15 protein-coding genes are annotated in these 18,429 nt (G+C 70.9%); 8 read left to right on the top strand and 7 right to left on the bottom strand.

Features of this window, described 5'->3' with window-relative positions:
• Positions 1–39: 39 nt before the first annotated feature.
• The gene (locus AB0M01_RS09675) at positions 40–1,002 is read right to left on the bottom strand and encodes a TIGR03619 family F420-dependent LLM class oxidoreductase (RefSeq protein WP_363667415.1); all 963 of its coding nucleotides are present in this window, start codon (positions 1,000–1,002) and stop codon (positions 40–42) included.
• Positions 1,003–1,056: 54 nt separating this feature from the next.
• On the opposite strand from AB0M01_RS09675, the gene AB0M01_RS09670 reads away from it, so the two are divergent.
• The gene (locus AB0M01_RS09670; protein ID WP_363667413.1) at positions 1,057–1,623 is read left to right on the top strand and encodes an XRE family transcriptional regulator; all 567 of its coding nucleotides are present in this window, start codon (positions 1,057–1,059) and stop codon (positions 1,621–1,623) included.
• Between the two features lie 261 nt (positions 1,624–1,884).
• Here the strand turns inward: AB0M01_RS09670 and AB0M01_RS09665 are convergent, their stop codons facing one another.
• Positions 1,885–3,540 carry an FAD-binding dehydrogenase gene (locus AB0M01_RS09665; RefSeq protein WP_363667411.1) on the bottom strand — a complete coding sequence of 552 codons (1,656 nt, stop codon included), beginning with the start codon at positions 3,538–3,540 and terminating at the stop codon, positions 1,885–1,887.
• An 88-nt stretch (positions 3,541–3,628) separates the two neighbouring features.
• Between AB0M01_RS09665 and AB0M01_RS09660 the strand changes: the two genes are divergently transcribed.
• Complete coding sequence (locus AB0M01_RS09660; RefSeq protein ID WP_363667409.1) at positions 3,629–5,485, top strand: DUF5107 domain-containing protein; 1,857 nt, start codon at positions 3,629–3,631, stop codon at positions 5,483–5,485.
• A gap of 163 nt (positions 5,486–5,648) precedes the next feature.
• Positions 5,649–6,062, top strand: coding sequence for a DUF3592 domain-containing protein (locus AB0M01_RS09655; RefSeq protein ID WP_363667407.1), 414 nt, complete (start codon positions 5,649–5,651; stop codon positions 6,060–6,062).
• A 50-nt stretch (positions 6,063–6,112) separates the two neighbouring features.
• Here the strand turns inward: AB0M01_RS09655 and AB0M01_RS09650 are convergent, their stop codons facing one another.
• Positions 6,113–6,745: a TetR/AcrR family transcriptional regulator gene (locus tag AB0M01_RS09650; protein WP_363667405.1), complete on the bottom strand. Its 633-nt coding sequence runs from the start codon at positions 6,743–6,745 to the stop codon at positions 6,113–6,115.
• Positions 6,746–6,893: 148 nt separating this feature from the next.
• On the opposite strand from AB0M01_RS09650, the gene AB0M01_RS09645 reads away from it, so the two are divergent.
• Both AB0M01_RS09645 and AB0M01_RS09640 read left to right on the top strand, forming a co-directional pair.
• Positions 6,894–8,093: a phosphatidylinositol-specific phospholipase C1-like protein gene (locus AB0M01_RS09645; RefSeq protein WP_363667403.1), complete on the top strand. Its 1,200-nt coding sequence runs from the start codon at positions 6,894–6,896 to the stop codon at positions 8,091–8,093.
• Between the two features lie 5 nt (positions 8,094–8,098).
• On the top strand, positions 8,099–8,539 hold the full coding sequence (locus AB0M01_RS09640; RefSeq protein WP_363667401.1) for an OsmC family protein: 441 nt from the start codon (positions 8,099–8,101) through the stop codon (positions 8,537–8,539).
• 430 nt (positions 8,540–8,969) lie between these two features.
• On the opposite strand, the gene AB0M01_RS09635 is transcribed toward AB0M01_RS09640, so the two are convergent.
• Positions 8,970–10,124 (bottom strand): FUSC family protein, encoded by a 1,155-nt coding sequence (locus tag AB0M01_RS09635; protein WP_363667399.1) that lies wholly within the window; start codon positions 10,122–10,124, stop codon positions 8,970–8,972.
• Positions 10,125–10,194: 70 nt separating this feature from the next.
• Here AB0M01_RS09635 and AB0M01_RS09630 point away from each other — a divergent pair, with 70 nt between their 5' ends.
• A complete protein-coding gene (locus tag AB0M01_RS09630; RefSeq protein WP_363667398.1) occupies positions 10,195–10,698 on the top strand; it encodes a DUF5709 domain-containing protein in 504 nt (167 codons plus the stop codon).
• Between the two features lie 161 nt (positions 10,699–10,859).
• On the opposite strand, the gene AB0M01_RS09625 is transcribed toward AB0M01_RS09630, so the two are convergent.
• Both AB0M01_RS09625 and AB0M01_RS09620 read right to left on the bottom strand, forming a co-directional pair.
• The gene (locus AB0M01_RS09625; RefSeq protein ID WP_363667397.1) at positions 10,860–12,188 is read right to left on the bottom strand and encodes a cytochrome P450; all 1,329 of its coding nucleotides are present in this window, start codon (positions 12,186–12,188) and stop codon (positions 10,860–10,862) included.
• A 48-nt stretch (positions 12,189–12,236) separates the two neighbouring features.
• Complete coding sequence (locus tag AB0M01_RS09620; protein ID WP_363667396.1) at positions 12,237–13,445, bottom strand: helix-turn-helix domain-containing protein; 1,209 nt, start codon at positions 13,443–13,445, stop codon at positions 12,237–12,239.
• A 110-nt stretch (positions 13,446–13,555) separates the two neighbouring features.
• On the opposite strand from AB0M01_RS09620, the gene AB0M01_RS09615 reads away from it, so the two are divergent.
• Together AB0M01_RS09615 and AB0M01_RS09610 are read left to right on the top strand one after the other, a co-directional pair.
• Positions 13,556–14,392, top strand: coding sequence for an SGNH/GDSL hydrolase family protein (locus AB0M01_RS09615; protein ID WP_363667395.1), 837 nt, complete (start codon positions 13,556–13,558; stop codon positions 14,390–14,392).
• Complete coding sequence (locus AB0M01_RS09610) at positions 14,389–15,165, top strand: alpha/beta hydrolase (RefSeq protein ID WP_363667394.1); 777 nt, start codon at positions 14,389–14,391, stop codon at positions 15,163–15,165. Before AB0M01_RS09615 ends, AB0M01_RS09610 begins: the two co-directional genes overlap by 4 nt.
• A 46-nt stretch (positions 15,166–15,211) precedes the next feature.
• Here the strand turns inward: AB0M01_RS09610 and AB0M01_RS09605 are convergent, their stop codons facing one another.
• The gene (locus AB0M01_RS09605; protein WP_363667392.1) at positions 15,212–18,226 is read right to left on the bottom strand and encodes a glycoside hydrolase family 38 C-terminal domain-containing protein; all 3,015 of its coding nucleotides are present in this window, start codon (positions 18,224–18,226) and stop codon (positions 15,212–15,214) included.
• Positions 18,227–18,429: the final 203 nt, after the last annotated feature.

Genomic DNA, 18,429 nt, shown 5'->3' with positions numbered 1-18,429 from the left:
CGGCAGGTGGCTCGTCGCCACATGCCGTACGCGCTGTGCCTACTTCTCCAGTACGCCGATGCTCCGGGCGGCTTCGATGACCTCGCCGAGGAGCTCGAGCCACTCGTCGACGTCCGCGGCCTTGAGCCCCTCGTCGAGACCGAGGCCCTGCCCGCCGGCGAGGTAGACCTGCGTGGCGCCGGTCGCCCGCGCCGCCAGCAGATCCTCGGCCACCTGCTTCGGCGATCCACCGAGGAACGGACGGTTGGCGCCGATCGGGTCCCGGGTGATCGGCGTCGGCCACGGCGACTGGTTCACGATCATCAGCTCCTGCGGATCACGACCCGCCTCGCGCGCGGACTCGTGCAGCAGCTTGACGATCCCGGCGAGCTCCTCCGCCGAACCGGTGATCGGGATCAGCCCGTCCGCGATCCGTCCCGCCCGCTTCACAGCGGCCGGCGCGTTCGCGGCGAGCAGCACCGGGATCCGGTTCTGCACGGGCTTCGGGTTCACCTGCGACGGCGCGATCTTGTAGAACTCCCCGTCGTGCTGCACCGGGTCCGGCCCCCACGACGCCCGCATCGCGGCGATGAACTCCTCGGTCCGCGCGCCCCGGCGACTGATCGGCACGTTCGCCGTCTCGAACTCGTGCGGCAGCCAGCCCTGCCCGAGCCCCGCGATCGCTCGCCCGCCGCTGAACCGGTCCAGCGTCGCGAACCGCCGCGCCAGCATCACCGGCACGTGCACCGGCGCGACCATGATCGCCGTACCCAGCTTGATCTCCGACGTCTCCGCGGCGACAAAGCTCAACGTCTCCAGCGGCTCGTACACCGACCCGTAGAACTCCGGCATCAGCGACGGCTCACCACCCGACCACATCGTGATCTTCTCCAGCGGCCGCACCAGCCGCTCGAAGGTCCACAGCGCGGCGTACCCCAGCCGCTCCGCCTCCCGAGCGACCTTCACGATCGCCTCCGGCGAGGTCTCCGGCCCGGCGACGGGCAGGGCGAGACCGAGTTCCATAGGTCCTCCAGCGTTCAGGGACCTGGTGGGTCCCGTTTCTTATATAATAGAGCTGTGTCCAATATAGTAGATCCGCTGGTCGAACAGATCGCCACGAGAATCAGCACCGAACGCGAACAACGCCGCTGGACCCTGTCCCAGCTGGCCGACGCGTCCGGCGTCTCCCGCGCGATGATCAACCGGATCGAACGAGCCGAGAGCAGCCCGACCGCCGTCGTTCTGGGCAAGCTCGCGGCGGCCTTCCAGGTGAGCGTCTCCGCCCTCCTGGCCCCCACGGAGCCGAGCGGCGTCCACCGCGTAGCCGAAACCCCCGAGTGGCGCGACCCCGCCACCGGCTACCGCCGCCGCCAGATCACCGGCCCCGGTTTCCCCACCGACATCGCCGAGGTCCACCTCCCACCCGGCGCCCACATCCCCTACCCCGCCGCCTCCCTGGCGTTCCAGCGCGAAGCAGTCTGGGTCCTCGAAGGCCACCTGACCTTCCACGAGGGCGACGTCGTCCACGATCTTGGACCGGGCGACTCGATCGAGGTGGGCGAGCCGGTCGCATGCGTGTTCGCGAACACGAGCGAGGAGGAGTGCCGGTACGCGATCATCCTGACGCGCGTGGGGAGACCGTGAGGGGCGACACCCACCACTGATCAAGGCGCCGATCGGGCGGAGCGGTGAGCGTGAGGGGGTGTCGTGGGCTGGGTTGATCAGTGGTGGGTGTCGATGTGGTCAGCCGAAGGCGCGCCAGGGTAGGCGCGCGAGCACCTGCTTCACCTCAGCGCGTCAGCGCGCACAGGCGGGCGCCAGCCCGCAGCTGAACCAAGGGTGGGTGGGAGCAGGCACCGTAGTGAGCGCCAGCGAACGGAGGAGCCCGCGTGGGGGAAAACCTGGTCAGCTGACAGCGCGGGCGGCGGCGCGGCCTGCGGTTCGGCCGGAGAAGAGGCAGCCGCCCAGGAAGGTGCCTTCCAGGGAGCGGTAGCCGTGGACGCCGCCGCCGCCGAAGCCGGCTACTTCGCCTGCCGCGTAGACGCCGGGGAGTGGGGTGCCGTCGGTGCGGAGGACGCGGGATGACAGGTCCGTCTGCAGGCCGCCCAGTGACTTGCGGGTGAGGATGTTGAGTTTGACGGCGATGAGCGGGCCGGCCTTCGGGTCGAGGATGCGGTGCGGGGGCGCGACGCGGATGAGTTTGTCGCCGCGGTAGTTGCGGGCGCCGCGGAGGGCGGTGATCTGGAGGTCCTTGGTGAAGGTGTTCTCCAGTTCGCGGTCGCGGGCGACGATCTGGCGTTCCAGCTCGGGCAGCGAGATCAGCTCGGACCCGGTAACGGAGTTCATCCCCTGCACGAGATCAGCCAGGTTGTCCCGTACGACGAAGTCGGCGCCCTTGTCCATGAACGCCTGCACCGGCGCCGTCGCGCCGCCGCGGGCCCGCCCGAGCACCCCGCGGATGTCCTTCCCGGTCAGGTCGGGGTTCTGCTCCTGCCCGGACAGCGCGAACTCCTTCTCGATGATCTTCTGGGTGAGCACGAACCAGCTGTAGTCGTACCCGGTGCTCATGATGTGCTCGAGCGTCCCCAGCGTGTCGAAGCCCGGGAACAGCGGGACCGGCAGCCGCTTGCCGGTCGCGTCGAACCACAGCGACGACGGGCCGGGCAGGATCCGGATGCCGTGCATCGGCCAGATCGGGTCCCAGTTGCGGATGCCTTCGACGTAGTGCCACATCCGGTCGCGGTTCACGTACCGCCCGCCGGCGGTCTCGGTGATGGCGAGCATCCGCCCGTCGACGTGGGCCGGTACGCCGCTGATCAGGTTCTCCGGCGGCTTGCCCATCCGGGCCGGCCACTGCGCGCGGACGAGATCGTGGTTGCCGCCGATCCCGCCGGAGTTGACGATCACGGCCTGCGCGGTCAGCGCGAAGTCCTCCACCTCGACCCGCGAGCTCGCCTCCGCGCGCCCGACGGTGCTTGCCTCCAGCACCTTTCCGGAGACCCCGTCGACGACCCCGCCGGTGACGGTCAGCTCGTCGACGCGGTGCCGGAAGCGAATCTCGACCAGACCGCGAGCGACGGCCTCCCGCACCCGCCGCTCGAACGGCGCGACCAGCCCGGGCCCGGTCCCCCAGGTGATGTGGAACCGCGGCACCGAGTTCCCGTGCCCGTCCGCGTTGTACCCGCCACGCTCGGCCCACCCGACGACCGGGAACCAGCGCACGCCCTGGGCGTGCAGCCAGGGCCGCTTCTCGCCGGCGGCGAAGTCGACGTACGCCTCGGCCCACTGCCGGGCCCAGTGGTCCTCGTCGTCGAGCCGGTCGAAGCCGGCCGAGCCGAGCCAGTCCTGCAGGGCGAGGTCGTGGGAGTCCTTGATGCCCATCCGCCGCTGTTCGGGGGAGTCGACGAACATCAGGCCGCCGAACGACCAGTACGCCTGGCCGCCGAGCGACGCCTCGGGTTCCTGGTCGAGGAGCAGCACCTTGCGGCCCGCGTCGGCCAGTTCGGCGGTCGCGGCCAGCCCGGCCAGTCCCGCGCCCACGACGATCACATCTGCATCCATCGGCCCATCCCCTCGCGTCGGTCGTCCATGGATACCAGACAACGCGACCCCTGGACCGCACCTGCGCAGACTTGCAAGAATCAGCTAGGTGACGACCCTTTCTGCGCAGTCGCTGACCCTGCCCGTCGCCGCCCTCGGCGAGGAGAACCCGTTGCCCCCGCTGCACGGGAGCCGCGACCTGCACCGCGTCCAGAATCTCGACGCCCTCCCGGACGATCTCGCCGAGAACATCCGGTACGGCGGACTGCGCAGCGTCCTGCCCTGCCTCGACCAGGACGGCTACGGCCGGGCGCTGACCGACCAGCAGCTCCCCGCGCTCGTCCTCGAGAACGACCACCTGAAGGCAACGATCCTCCCGAGCCTCGGCGCCCGCCTCTACTCGCTCGTCCACAAACCGTCCGGCCAGGAGCTGCTCTACCGCAACCCGGTGATCCAGCCCGCGAACCTTGCCCTGCGCAACGCCTGGTTCGCCGGCGGCGTCGAGTGGAACCTCGGCAGCACCGGCCACTGGACCGGTACCTGCTCCCCGCTGCACGCGGCCCGCGTCGAAGGCCCCGACGGTACGCCGGTCCTGCGCCTGTGGGAGTGGGAGCGCAGCCGCAACCTCGTCACCCAGCTCGACTTCTGGCTCCCGACGGACTCCGACCTGCTGTACGTCGGCGCGCGGATCCAGAACCCGTCGCCGGACGTCGTCCCGGCGTACTGGTGGTCGAACATCGCGGTCGAGCAGTCGCCGGAGACGCGCGTGCTGGTCCCGGCGCGGCAGGCGTGGCGGTTCGGGTACGGCAACAACCTCGACCTGGTCGGGGTGCCGGAGTACGACGGGATCGACCTGACCTACCCGATGCGGCACAAGCGCGCGGTGGACTTCTTCTTCGAACCGGTGCCGGGGCAGCGACCGTGGATCGCGGCGGTGGATGCCGAGGGCAACGGGTTGCTGCAGGCATCGACCGAGCGGCTGCGCGGGCGGAAGCTGTTCGTCTGGGGCGAGGGGCGCGGCGGCCGGCGCTGGCAGGAGTGGTTGTCGCCGGGGCTCGACGGGCCGGGGTACTGCGAGATCCAGGCCGGGCTGGCACGGACGCAGCTGGAGCACCTGAAGTTGCCTGCCGCAACGAGTTGGAGCTGGTTGGAGGCGTACGGGCGGGTGTCGGTGGATCCGGCGCTCGCGCACGGCGAGTGGGGCGCGGCCGACGAGGTGCTCGACGCGCGGGTGGGGGACCTGGAGGAGCTGGAGCGGAGCTGGCTCGGGGTGGTGGATGCCGCGCCGGTGGAGCAGTTGGCGCAGGGGTCTGGGTGGGGCGCGCTGGAGCTGATGCGCACGGGATGGTCTGTGTCGGCGGGGACGCCGTTCGGTGAGGAGACGATCGGGGAGCGGGAACGGGCTTGGGCGCCGGTACTTGAAGGAGGCGCGCCGGTTGGCGCGGTCGATGGGACGTTGGTCGGGTGGAAGGACTTGCTGGAGCGGGCTGAGGACAGCTGGCTGACCTGGTATCACCGCGGTGTCGCGCGCTGGTTCGCCGACGACGAGCAGGGTGCGATCGACGCGTGGCGGGAGTCAGGCGACAACCCGTGGGCCCTGCGGAACCTGGCGATTGCGACGAGCGACCTCAAGGCGTACGAGCGAGCGGTCGAGCTGCTGCCCGATCTGGTGCCGCTGGTGGTGGAAGCGGTGACGGCAGCGCTCGCGGTCGACCCGGCTCGCGCCGGACGGATGCTTGAGCAAGCAGACGGTGAGGACCAGCGGATCAGGCTCGTCAAGGTCCGCTACCTGCTGGAGATCGGCGACGGCGCCGGCGCGGAGACGCTGCTCGACGAGGGCGTCGAGCCGTCCGGCGTACGGGAGGGCGAGAACCCGCTCGCGGAGTACTGGCAGCAAGCTCAGCAGCTGTTGGGTACCGAGAGGCCCGTGCCGGCGCGCTACGAGTTCGGCATGTTCGGCGACTGACCGCAGCACCCCGATCACCTTCGGCGACTTTGTCAGGACGTGGAACCAAGTGCCGGGTGGCGTCGTCTCACGAGTGTGCGGCGAGGGCCGCCGCAGGAAGTGACGAGAACGACGGTCGCGAACTGCACAGGTCGCAGGGACCGGCCCGTCGGGGGTGAGTGCGATGTTGACGATCATTGTGTTGGGCGGATTCGGCCTGGTGCTGCTGGTCACCGCATGCATCGTGTCGGACGTGTTCGCGGGTGGCCGGAAGCGGCGCCGCGGGCTCGGTGAGGAGCGGACCGCCGGCCGGGTGGTCCGGGTCCGCGGACCGTTGCGCGGACAGGTCGAGGGCGGTGTCCCGGCGGAGTACGTCGAGGTCCTCGTCGAGTACTACACGCGGCGCGGGGAAGGCCCGTTCCAGGTCAGCCGCCGGCTGCCGACTGCGAGCCGCAACCTGTACGCCGCCGAGGACCGGGCGATCGTGAGCTACGACGTCCGCAACCCGCGCCGGAGCCGGGTCGAGGGCCGCGTCAGCCACTGGCCGCAACTGGGCCCGAGATCCTCGGATCCCGGCCCCAGTGCTCTGGTGTCCTGAGCCCGACGACCGGCTCGGCCCCTGCCACTTCGGCAGGGGGATTTCGTGCTTCAGGGCAGGAACGGCTCCAGCAGCCGGTGCAACGTCGGCCGGCCCTGCGCGAGGACCACGTCGGCGTCCTCGGCGGGCAGCCGCTCGGCGAGGTGCGACAGCGCCTCGCCCATCGTGATCGTGAGCGTCACGGCGAGCCGGAACTCCCGGCTGTCGGTGGCGCCGAACCGCTGGGTGAGCAGCTCCGCGAACTCGCCCGAGTGCTGGTCGTCGAACTCACCCGGCGTCGCCTCCAGCTCCGGGTCACCCAGCCCGCTCAGTACGACGGCGCGGAAGCCCGGGTCGGTCCGGTGCATCTCGCGGAAGGTGTCCAGCGTGACGTCGACGGCCTCGCGCCAGTCCGCCACCACGGCCAGCCGCTCCCGGACCGCCTCGGTGTAGCGGTGCTGGTTGCGGCGCTCGATCGCCTGGATCAGCGTGCGCTTGTCCGGGAAGTACCGGTACACGCTGCCGACCGCGATCTCGGCGCGCTTGGCGATGCTGCTCGTCGACGCCGCGTCGTAGCCGCGCTCGACCACCTCGGCGCAGGCCGCGTCGAGGATGCGTTCGACCTGACGGCTGGCCCGGTCCTGCGTCGGCATCCGCCGCAACGGATACGCGCCCGGCTCCTCACCAGCGGTAGTGGAGACCATGAGGTCATTGTGCCCCGGGCAGGGGGACAACGTTGCCATCCACCGTCGTTCAGTTCGATGACAGCTTTTCGCCGTCCGGTTGTGACCTGCGGCGCGACACAATCCTCACCAGCAGTACCGCCCAGATCGACGGAGGGGAACCATCAGCATGCGGATCAGCAGCAAACTCACCGCCGGACTCGCGTCCGCGGCGGTCGCGGCCGCCGGGCTCGCGGGCGCGTCGCTCGGCAGCAACAGCAGCAACGGCAACGTGCAGCAGCAGGCCGCCGACCACGCCGACCGCCAGCAGCAGACCCGCTCGGCGCTCCGGATGAACCAGATCCAGACCCTCGGCGCACACAACTCCTACCACCGCGAGCTGAGCGCCGCCGAGAAGCAGGTTCAGCAGGCGCAGGACCCGGGCGCGGTCAACATCTGGTACTCGCACGCCTCGATCCCGCAGCAGCTGCAGGACCAGAACATCCGGGCCCTCGAGCTCGACCTGTTCCCGGACCCGGCCGGCGGCCTCTACACCTACCCGCTGATCCGGAAGCTGACCGGGCAGGGCCCGCTCACCGACCCGGAGCTGGCCAAGCCCGGTATCAAGGTGATGCACGTCCCGGACTTCGACTACAACACCAACTGCCGCAGCTTCGTCGTCTGCCTGCAGCAGGTGAAGACCTGGTCCGACCAGCACCGCGACCACGCGCCGATCGTGATCCAGCTGGAGCTGAAGCAGTCCGACCCGCGGATCGTCGCGGCGGGCGGCGTACAGGCTCCGCCGTGGGACGCGGCCAACCTGGACAGCATCGACACCGAGGTCCGCTCGGTGTTCGGCGAGCGCCAGCTGCTGTCGCCGGACGACGTCCGCAAGCCCGGGCTGACGCTGGAGCAGTCGGTGCTGAAGAAGGGCTGGCCGACGCTCGACCAGGCCCGCGGCAAGGTGATGTTCTACTTCGACAACGGCGGCGAGGGCGCGATCCGCGACCTGTACCGGACCGGCAAGCCGAACCTGGAGGGCCGGGCGGTGTTCACCCGCGGTCCCGAGGGTCAGCCGGACGCGGCCGTGACGATGGTCAACGACCCGCGCGGCGCGAACCAGGCCGAGATCGAGCGGCTGGTCCACAAGGGCTACCTGGTCCGGACCCGCTCCGACGAGCCGATGTCGACCGTGCTGAACGGTGAGACCAGCCGGGTCGGGATCGCGCTGGCCAGCGGCGCGCAGTGGGTGACCACCGACTTCCCGGTGGCCGGGATGGCCGCCCGGTACGACAGCGACTTCGTCGCGCAGCTGCCCGGGGGCGTCGCAGTACGCTGCAACCCGGTGTCCGCCCCGGCTTGGTGCAGGGGGAACGTCTCGGAAAGGTGAGTTCTGTGTCGGAGCACGTGGTCGACGTCAGCTGGAGCCGTGGTGAGCACGAGTTCACCTACCAGACCTACAACCGCGACCACGAGTGGCGTTTCGACGGCGGGATCACCGTGCCCGGGTCCGCCAACCCGGCGTACCTGGGCAACCCGGGGCCGGTCGACCCCGAGGAGGCGTTCATCGCGTCGCTGTCGTCCTGCCACATGCTGACCTTCCTCGCGATCGCGGCCAAGAAGCGGCTGGTCGTCGACTCGTACGACGACCACGCGGTCGGGGTGATGGCCAAGAACGAGCGCGGCAAGATCGCGATCACCCAGGTGACGCTGCACCCGAAGATCGTCTTCGCCGGCGAGCAGCCGGACGCGGCGACGCTGGAGCGGATCCACCACCGCTCGCACGAGGAGTGCTTCATCGCGAACTCGGTGACCACCGAGATCATCGTCGCCTGAGTCGCCGGAAAGCCTCCGAACAGCAGAGAACCACCCGGCCCCTGGCCTGAGCCTCGCGCAAGCGGCGTCAGGACAGGTGTGGCCGGGTGGTTCTGCGTGCACTGCTGTGGCAGTGCACTCGACGGAGCCGGCGGCGCCTCGCATGGGCGCCTCTGCGTTGGTGTGCGACATCCGTGCGGTCTACCTCGGTGGGGAAGACCGTCCGGGTGCGCCGCCTGGGCTCCGTCCGTCCGGTTCGCGCCTAGTGGTGCTCAGCGGCGGCGTCGCTCCGGTCGTCGGGGGTCTCGGTGGGCTCGCCGTCGCGCAGTGTGACCTGCTCGGTCGCGATGGCTGCCATCAGTCGGTGGATCGTCATGCCTGTGAGACGCACGTGACCGCCGGGTATGACGGAGATTTCGCAGAACTTCTCGGTGTGACCTAGGTCTCGCGCCTACTTCTCGTCCAAGCCGTCCGGCCGGAGCGGGACCAGCACCCGCGCTTCGTCGTACGTCGTACCGGTGAGCTCGAGCAGGTCGACGACCGTGGAACGGATCTGGCCGAGCACGACGACGGCCGACAGCGAGGCCGGGATCGGCATCACCGCCGTACGGCGACCCAGCTCGCCGAGGACGCGGTGCGCGGCGACGTCGGCCTGCGGCTCGAACAGGGACTCGGCGATCAGGCGGGTGCCGTCGGCGAGCCGGTCGAGCAGCATCGGGTACTCCGCGGGCATCTGCTCGTCGCGCCAGACCGACACCGCGCAGCGGCGGACCAGGACGCGGATGTTGCGGATCGCGCGGTCGAGCGGGACGACCAGGTCGGCGATCTCCTTCACGCGGCCGCGGTGCCGGCGGCGGAACGGCGACAGGCGGACCACGGCGACGCCCTCGTCGGCGGCGCTGCGCAGGTCGTCGAGCAGGCCCTCGCTGGCCCGGGCGCGGCGCAGGGCGTCGGTGACGGCGTCCTCGTCGCTGTTCCGCAGGCCTTCGGCGGTCTCGATCAGGATCGCCGCCAGCTCGTTCAGTACGCCGGAAGCTTGTTGCCTCGGGCGACGAATCGCCGCGGCCGGGGCGATCGTCGCGGCGGCCAGCGCGACCAGGCCGCCGAGCACCGCGTCGAGCCAGCGGTTGAAGCCGGCGCCGGCGTTCGGCATCAGGGTGGTGACGATCGCGGCCTGGACGCCGGCCTGCGTCGTCATCAGCGTGCCGGCGCCGAGCAGCACCGCGACGCTCATCGCCAGCGCGATCACGAACACGATCTGGACCACACCGGTACCGAAGAAGCGCACGAACAGGTCGCCGACGCCGACCCCGACCGCCACCCCGACCATCACCTCGGCGACCCGGCGCAGGCGCTGGCCGAAGCTGAACCCGAGGCAGACCATCGCCGCGACCGGCGCGAAGAACGGTTGCTGATGGCCCAGGACGTACCGGGCCAGCGTCCAGGCGACGGCGGCGGCCAGGGCGCACTGGACGATGAAGAACGACCGGTTCTGCCAGCGTTCGATCCGGCGCCGGACCGAGGCGGCGGAGCGCTTCGCGGCGTGCGGCGCGATGTCGTCGCGGAGCTCGCGCAGCTGATCCAGCGTCAGTCGGACCGGGTCCATGGGGCCATCATCCAGGACACGGGCGCGCGCTGGGTTGATTCGGGGCGGCCCGAAGGTTCAGGGTGTGTCCATGACCGAGAACAACCGTGAGGACTACGGCAGCTACAGCGTCGACGACGAGGACCAGTTGCAGCCGGAGGACACACTGAACGACCGCGGCGTCGACGACCTGCTCGACGAGGGGTACTCGCCGCCGGAGAAGTGGTCGGCGGGCGAGGGGTTCGGCACCACCGCCGACGAGGCGCTGCAGGGTGAGTCGCTGGACCAGCGGCTGGCCCAGGAGGAGCCGGACGTCGACCCGTACGCCGAGGACAACGAGAACGTCGGCGGCCCCGAGGTGGGCACCGAGCGCTCCGGCCGCCTGGTCGCCCCCGACGAGGGCGCCCACTCCGACGAGGACGAGGAACTGATCGCCACCGACGTGGGCTTCGACGGCGCCGCCGCCAGCGCGGAGGAGGCGGCGGTTCACGTCGTCGACGACGACGAGCCCTTCGAGCTCGACGACGAGGACGAGTCCGACCTCGACTCGCTGCGCGACGTCGACCTCGGCGACGTGGGCGACCTGGAGGACTGAGGGCGCGTCTCCCGATTCCCGCCTACTGCGCGGCACTCGGCACGGCACCTCGGAGCACTGGAGCAAAGGCCACGATGGAAAAACATCGAGGCCTTCACTCCAGCACTCCGAGCTACCGCACCGAGCACCTGCTCGCTACGGCGGGAATCGGGAGACACGCCCTAGCTCCGGGCAGTGATGACGACCTCGCAGCCGCGGGACGGGACCAGGGTCACGTTCCGCGGCTGCGCTTTTTCGGGGGTGTCGCGGACCGGGCGTACGTCGTACCGCGACAGCACCGCGCGGAGGATCTCGGTCGACTCCAGCAGGGTGAAGCCGGCGCCGATGCAGCGGCGGGCGCCGCCGCCGAAGGGAATCCAGGTGGACGGCGCCGGCGGGTCCTCGGAGAGGAAGCGGGCCGGGCGGAAGACCGCGGCGGCCGGATAGTTCTCGGGGTCCTCGTGGACCAGGCCGATCGCGGCCATGATCGTGGTGCCGCGGGGGAGGCGGTAGCCGGCGATGTCGACGGTCTCGGTGACGCGGCGGCCGACCTGGTAGACGACCGGGTGCAGCCGCATCGACTCCTTCGTGATCGCCTCCAGCCGCTCGTCGTCGCCCTCGTCGGCGGCCTGCTGACCGGCCGCGAGCTCCTCCGGCATCCGGGCCAGCTCGTGGAACGCCCAGGCCAGTGCGGTCGCGGTCGTCTCGTGCCCGGCGAGCAGCAGCGTCACCAGCTGGTCGCGCAGCTCCACGTCGGACCACTCGCCCGCGGCCAGCAGCCGGCTGAGCACGTCGTTGCGTCCGGCATCGTCGGTACGCCGGCGCGCGATCTCGTCGTACAGGATCTCGTCGACGCGCCGCTGGGTCTCCAGGTACGTGCGCCACGGCGGGTACTTCAGCATTCGCGGGTAGAACGCGCCGAGCATGGTCAGCGGCCGGACCTCGACGATCTTCTCCACCAGCGGCCGCAGCTCGTCCAGCCGGGTCGAGTCGGTGACGCCGAAGACGACCTGCAGGATCACCTCGAGCGTCAGCGTGCGCATCCGGTCGTGCATCCGGAACGGCGTCCCGACCGGCCACGTCCGCACCTCCTCGCGGGCCAGCTCGCCGATCATCTCGGCGTACCCGCGCAGCGCGTTGCCGAGGAACGCGGGCATCAGCTGCCGCCGCATCCGGGCGTGGTCCTCGTCGTCGATCAGCAGCAGCGAGTGCTCGCCCATGATCGGCGCGAGCACCTCGTTGCCCTCGCCGGCGTGCACGACGCTCGGCGGCGTGGTGAAGACGTCGCGGATGTGCTCGGGCCGGCTGAGCACCACGCAGACCCGGCTGGACGGGACCAGCCGGATCGTGAACGTGTCGCCGTACCGGGCGCGCATCCGGGGGAAGAACGTCTTGCGGTGCCCCGCGAACAGCACCGTCTGCACCAGCGTCGGCAGCTTCGGGCCGGGCGGCAGGGTACGGGCGGTCTGCCGGTCGAGCGTGCGGGCACCGAGCAACGGTGTCGGCGTCATGCCACCTCCCGAGGTGAGTGCCGCAACGCTACGACAGCCAGGTGAACGTCAGCTTGCGTCGTACGCCGCCAGCGCCGCGACGAGCCGCGGGAGGTCGTCAGCCTGCGTCGGGTCGAGGCCGGTGAGCCTGGCGACCTGGCGCAGCCGGTAGTCGACGGTGTTCGGGTGGACGTGCAGGTCGGTCGCGGTCTGGCGGCGGTTGCGGCTGTTCGCGAGATAGCAGCGCAGCGTCGCGAGCAGGTCGGCGCGGTCGGTGAGCGGCTGCAGCAGTACGGCGAGCCGGTCGCGCGCAGGACTCGGGCGGCTGAGCTGGTACTCCAGCACGAGGTCGTCGAGCCGGTAGACACCGGGTGGCCGCCGGTGGATCCGCACCACGTCGAGCAGGTCCCGGACCAGCTCGACGGAGCCGGGGACCTGGTCGGGGACAGCGGTCGACACGGCCAGGACGAGCTCGACACCGGCGGCCTTGCCGATCCGGGACCGCAGGAGGTCGAGGTCGGGCGCCGGAGCGGGCAGCAGAACGATGCCGTCGGCCACGGAGAGCGCGGCCATCGGCGGGCTGCCCGGGCCGGTCGTGATCCGGTCGAGCTCCAGGCGGATCCGGCGGAGCTTGCGGCGGGCAACGATCTGGACGTCGACGCCGGGCTGCTGCTCGTCGGCGTGCGCGCCGTACGCGAGCCCGAGGACGGCGTACTCCGCGGGCAGCTGGAGACCGGTGCGGCGGGCGGTCTCGGCCGCGGGACCGCCGTCGAGCAGCGTGGTGAGCAGCGACTGGCGACCGGCCTGCTCCTCGCCGGCGATGATCTGGCGCTCCTCGAAGTAGCTGGCCGAGACGGTCGCGGTGACCTGTTGCAGGAAGTCGAGGATCAGCCGGTTGAGCGCGAGCGCGTCGGGCAGTTCCTCGGGCCGGAAGCCGCCGGCGACGAAGTCCGCGCAGACCCGCCCGCCGAGGTGGTACGCCGCCAGCAGCGCCTCCAGCGGGACGCCCTCCTCGGCGCGCCGGGCGGCTGACTCGCGGAGCGGTTCGAGGGTCGCGCCGGTCGGGATCACGCCGGTGCGGAAGGTCTCGGCGAACGCGCGCAGCGTGCGCTCGGTGATCTGGCGGATGTCGCCCTGCAGCTCCTCGCGCGGGAGCTGCGCGTAGAGCGGGATGCTGCCGACCAGGTGCTCGAGGACCTGGTCGACGAGCCGGCCCAGCTGGCCGGTGAGGATCCGGTCGACGGGGATCCCGCCGGCCGTCAGCTTGTGATCCGTCACAACGATCAGCCCCGGAAGTCTGGGTCGCGCCCCAGCGACCTGGAGCGGCTTTGTGCTGGAACATTACCTGCAAGTATTCGGTGACCGCACGACTGCGAAGGGTGATGAGGATGCGACGAGGACGATGGGTGGCGGTGCTCGCGGCCGGCGTACTGGTGGGTGGGGCGGTCGCGGGACCGGCTCAGGCGGCCGATCCGCTGGAGTACGTCGCGCTCGGCGACTCGTCGGCCGCCGGGCCGCTGATCCTGCCGCAGATCGACCTGGCCTGCCTGCGCTCGTCGGCCAACTACCCGCACGTCGCGGCCAAGGCGCTCGGGGCGCGGCTGACCGACGTGACCTGCTCGGGCGCGGTGATCCCGGACTTCACCGGGAAGCAGTTCGGCTTCGTGCCGCCGCAGTTCCGCTCGCTGTCGGCGTCGACGGACGTCGTCACGGTCGCGATCGGCGGCAACGACACCGGGCTCGTCGCGGCGGCCCTCTCGTGCATCAACCTGCTGCCGCCTCCGGCCGGTACGTCGTGCAAGAGCCGCTTCACCGCAGGCGGCGTCGACCAGCTCGCTGCCCGTATCACGGCGACCGCGCCGGCGTTCGGCCAGGCGCTCGCGCAGATCCGGCAGCTCGCGCCGAACGCGAAGATCCTGGTCACCGGCTACGGCACGTACGTCCGCCCGAACGGCTGCTGGCCGACCGTGCCGGTCTGGGGTGTCGACGCCAACTACCTGCAGGCGACCATCGACCGCCTCAACCAGATGCTCGCCCAGCAGTCGGCGGCGCACGGCGCCCAGTACGTCGACCTGCGGACCCCGAGCGTCGGCCACGACGCGTGCGCGCCGATCGGAACGCGCTGGCTGGAGGGCCTGGTCCCGAGCTCGGTCGCCGCGCCGCTGCACCCGAGCGCGCAGGGCATGGCCGCGTTCGGGAAGATCGTCGCCGGAGCTGCACGATGACGCGCAAGTTGCTGGTGGCAATTGTTTCCTCGATCAGTCTGCTCGTTCCCGTACAGGCTTCGGCAACTGTCGATCCGAACTGGTCCCAGACCGGACCGAACGCCGTGAAGACCCAGATCCTCCCGGCGCACACCCTCTACTACCCGGCGACGATCTCCGGCCGTGCTCCGGTGGTTGTCTGGGGCAACGGAACCGGCGCCGTACCGGGCATCTACAGCGGTCTCCTCCGCCATCTGGCCAGCCACGGCTTCATCGTCGCCGCGGCGAACACCACCATGTCCGGCACCGGCGCGGAGATGCGCGCGGGCATCGACCTGCTGGCGACCCTCGACCAGCAAGCCGCCAGCGACCTCTACCAGCACGTCGACCTCGACCACATCGGCGCGGCCGGGCACTCCCAAGGCGGTCAGGGTGCGATCAACGCCGGCGCGGACGCCCGCATCGACACCACGATCCCGCTGCAGCCCGGCCCGCTCGCGGCGCCGGCGAAGCTGAAGGGCCCGAGCCTCTTCCTCTCCGGAGCAGCCGACACCGTCGTTCCCGCCGCGCTGGTCGCCGGCATGTGGCAGAAGGCGCCGGCTCCGACCGTCTACGCCTCACTCAAGGACGCCACTCACATGGAGCCGACCGGCGACGGCGGTGGCTTCCGTGGGGTGGTGACCGCCTGGTTCAAGTACCAGCTGACCGGCAACACGGCAGCCGCTCAGGAATTCACCGGTCCGAACTGCGGCCTCTGCACCGACGCCGCCTGGACCGACATCCGCCGGAGATAGCGAAGGGGCCCCGGGCAACAACTCCCCGGGGCCCCGACCAGCTAGATCACGCGCGCTTGAAGCGCAGCGTCAGGATCTGGAACGGGCGCAGCGCGACCGCCACTCCACCGTCGGCCAGCTCACGGTCGGCCAGCGGCCGCTCGAGCAGGTCGACCTCGGTGACCGACGCGGCCGCGAAGCCCGGGGTCACGGTGGCCCGGGACTTGCCGCCGGTCGACTCGTACAGGCGGACGACGACGTCGCCCGACTGGTCGTCGGCCAGCTTGACCGCCTCGATGATCACGTTGCCGTTGCTCACCTCGAACAGCGGGGCAACCCCCTCGGCGCCGGTGACGACGCGCTCGGGCAGGTTGATCCGGTAGCCCTCCTCGATCGCCTCCGGGATCCCGGCGCCGACCACCAGGGCGTGGTTGACCACGTGCAGGCCCTGGTCGGTCTTCGGGTCGGGGAAGCGCGGCGCGCGGATCAGCGACGTACGGATGGTGGTCGTGGTGCCACCGTCCTCACGCGCGGTCCGGTTCACGTCGTGCCCGTACGTCGAGTCGTTGACCACGGCGACGCCGTAGCCGGGCTCGCCGACGTGCACCCAGCGGTGCGCCGCGATCTCGAACTTCGCCGCGTCCCACGAGGTGTTGGTGTGGGTCGGCCGGAAGATGTGCCCGAACTGGGTCTCCGAGGCCGACCGGTCGGCGTGCACGTCGACCGGGTACGCCGCCTTGAGGAACTTCTCCGACTCGTGCCAGTCCATCGCGGTCTCGATGTCGACCCGCTTGGTGCCCGGCCGCAGCCGCAGCGTCTGGGTGACCGTGGACCGGTTGAAGGACCGCTTGACCACCACGGTCGCGACGCCGTCGACGGAGCTGAAGTCGACCGAGTCGACCTCGGTGACGTCGCGGACGTTGTTCTTGTAGAACGAGTCGACGTCCCAGGCGTCCCAGTGGTTCGGGGTGTCGACGTGCAGCTGCAGCAGGTTCGCCGCGGTGCCGGGGGCAACGACCTCGCGGTCGGCCGCCACGTCGTACAGGGAGGTGATCAGGCCGCGCTCGTCGACGGTGACCCGGATCAGGCCGTTGTCGAGGACGTTGCCGTCGATCGTCGCCGCCTGGCCCTCGCCGGCCGCGATGCCCGCGCCCAGCCCGGCCACGCCACCGCGCGTGTGCGGTGCGGCGTTGAAGACGATCTGCGCGTCACCGGAGCCGGCCAGCGCCTGCTGGGCCTTCGCGATGATCGCCTCGAGCTCCTCGGCCAGCCGCGCGTACGTCGCCTCGGCCTCGCGGTGCACCCAGGAGATCGACGAGCCGGGCAGGATGTCGTGGAACTGGTTCAGCAGCACGGCCTTCCAGATCCGGTCCAGGTCGGCGTACGGGTAGGCGTCCAGCTTGCCCGCGACCACGGCGGCGGCCGACCACAGCTCGGCCTCGCGGAGCAGGTGCTCGCTGCGCCGGTTGCCCTGCTTGGTCTTGGCCTGCGAGGTGTACGTCGCCCGGTGGATCTCCAGGTAGAGCTCACCGGACCAGACCGGCGCGTGCTCGGCGTACTCCTCCTCGGCGGCGCTGAAGAACTCGGTCGGGGACTCGATGGTGACCCGCGGCGAGGACTCCAGGTTGGCCACCCGGCGGGCGGTCGCGACGAACTCGCGGGTGGGGCCGCCACCGCCGTCGCCGTACCCGAACGGGACCAGCGAGCGGGTCGCGGCGCCGTTCTCCTGGAAGTTGCGCTGGGCGTGGGCCAGCTCGCGACCGGACAGGTCGGAGTTGTAGGTGTCGATCGGCGGGAAGTGGGTGAAGATCCGGGTCCCGTCGAGGCCTTCCCAGTTGAAGGTGTGGTGCGGGAAGCGGTTCTCCTTGTTCCACGAGATCTTCTGGGTCAGGAACCACTTCGAGCCGGACAGCTTGACCAGCTGCGGCAGCGCGGCGGTGTAGCCGAACGAGTCCGGCAGCCAGACCTCTTGGGTGTCGATGCCGTACTCGTCCAGGAAGAACCGCTTGCCGTGCACGAACTGCCGAGCCAGCGCCTCGCCGCCGGGCAGGTTGGTGTCGGACTCGACCCACATGCCGCCGACCGGCACGATGGTGCCCTCGGCAACGGCCTTCTTCAGCCGCTCCCAGACCTCGGGGTAGTTGTCCTTCACCCAGGCGTGCTGCTGGGCCTGCGAGAACGCGAAGACCAGCTCCGGGTACTCCTCGGCCAGCGTCGCGACGTTGGAGACGGTCCGGGCGACCTTGCGGCGGGTCTCGCGCAGCGGCCAGAGCCAGGCCGAGTCGATGTGCGCGTGGCCGACCGCGGACAGCTGGTGCGCGCTGGCGTGCGCCGGACGGCTCAGTACGTCGGTCAGCTGCGCGCGGGCGTCGGCGGCGGTGCCGGCGACGTTCTCGTAGTCCAGGGCGTCCAGGGCGCGGCTCAGCGCGCGCAGGATCTCGCGGCGGCGCGGCTCCTGCGGCGACAGCTCCTTCTGCAGCCCGTCCAGCGACTCCAGGTCGAGGATCAGGTTCCAGACGTCGGCGTTGAACACGGCCAGGTCGGCGCGGGTCAGCTGGTAGATCGGGGTCTCGCCGCGCTTGGCGCCGATGTCGACCTTGGCGTAGGCGTTGTCGAGCGGGATCTCCGGGTTCGCGGCGCCCTCGACGTAGAAGGTGATCTGGTCACCCGGCTGGGCGGCGGTGCCGTCCGGGCCGAGGATCGACAGCGGCGCGTAGGTCTGCCGCGGGTGCAGGCCCTTCAGCGGTACGCCGGAGGTGGTGTGCACCAGGCCCTCGCAGGAGAAGCCCGGGCCGCCGCTGAAGCCGAGGTCGATCACGGCCTCGATCTCGGAGCCGGCCCACTCGGCCGGCACCTGGCCGCTGAACTTGAACCAGGCGGTGCCCCAGGCAGGACCCCAGGGCAGGCCGATCTCGGCCGGCTCGAAGGTCTGGGCCAGCGCCTCGGCGGGGGACACCGGCTCACCCGGGGCGTGCCACACCTCGATGGCCAGCGGGACGGCGGCGCCGTAGACCGCGGGGCGGATCCGCTCCCGCAGGGCGCGCTTGAGCCGCTCCTCGATCAGTTGTCGGTCGTCGTGCACGAAATCATCCTCCGCTGACGGGGTTCCGCGGCCATCCAGGCCGACTGTGTTGACAACGCTGTCACACAATCCCGGGGCCCGTCCAGACGCAAACCGCTCCGCAGCCCCTCCCAGCGCCCGCCGAGCACCACTTTGGGCACCGGCCAGTCACTCCCGGGCCCGATTTCTGGCTGAACGGTGCTCAAAGTCGCCGGAGCGGGACG

Source organism: Kribbella sp. NPDC051770, assembly GCF_040681455.1.
In the GTDB taxonomy this organism is placed as follows: domain Bacteria; phylum Actinomycetota; class Actinomycetes; order Propionibacteriales; family Kribbellaceae; genus Kribbella.
This window is presented reverse-complemented; position numbering and strand designations above follow the sequence as displayed.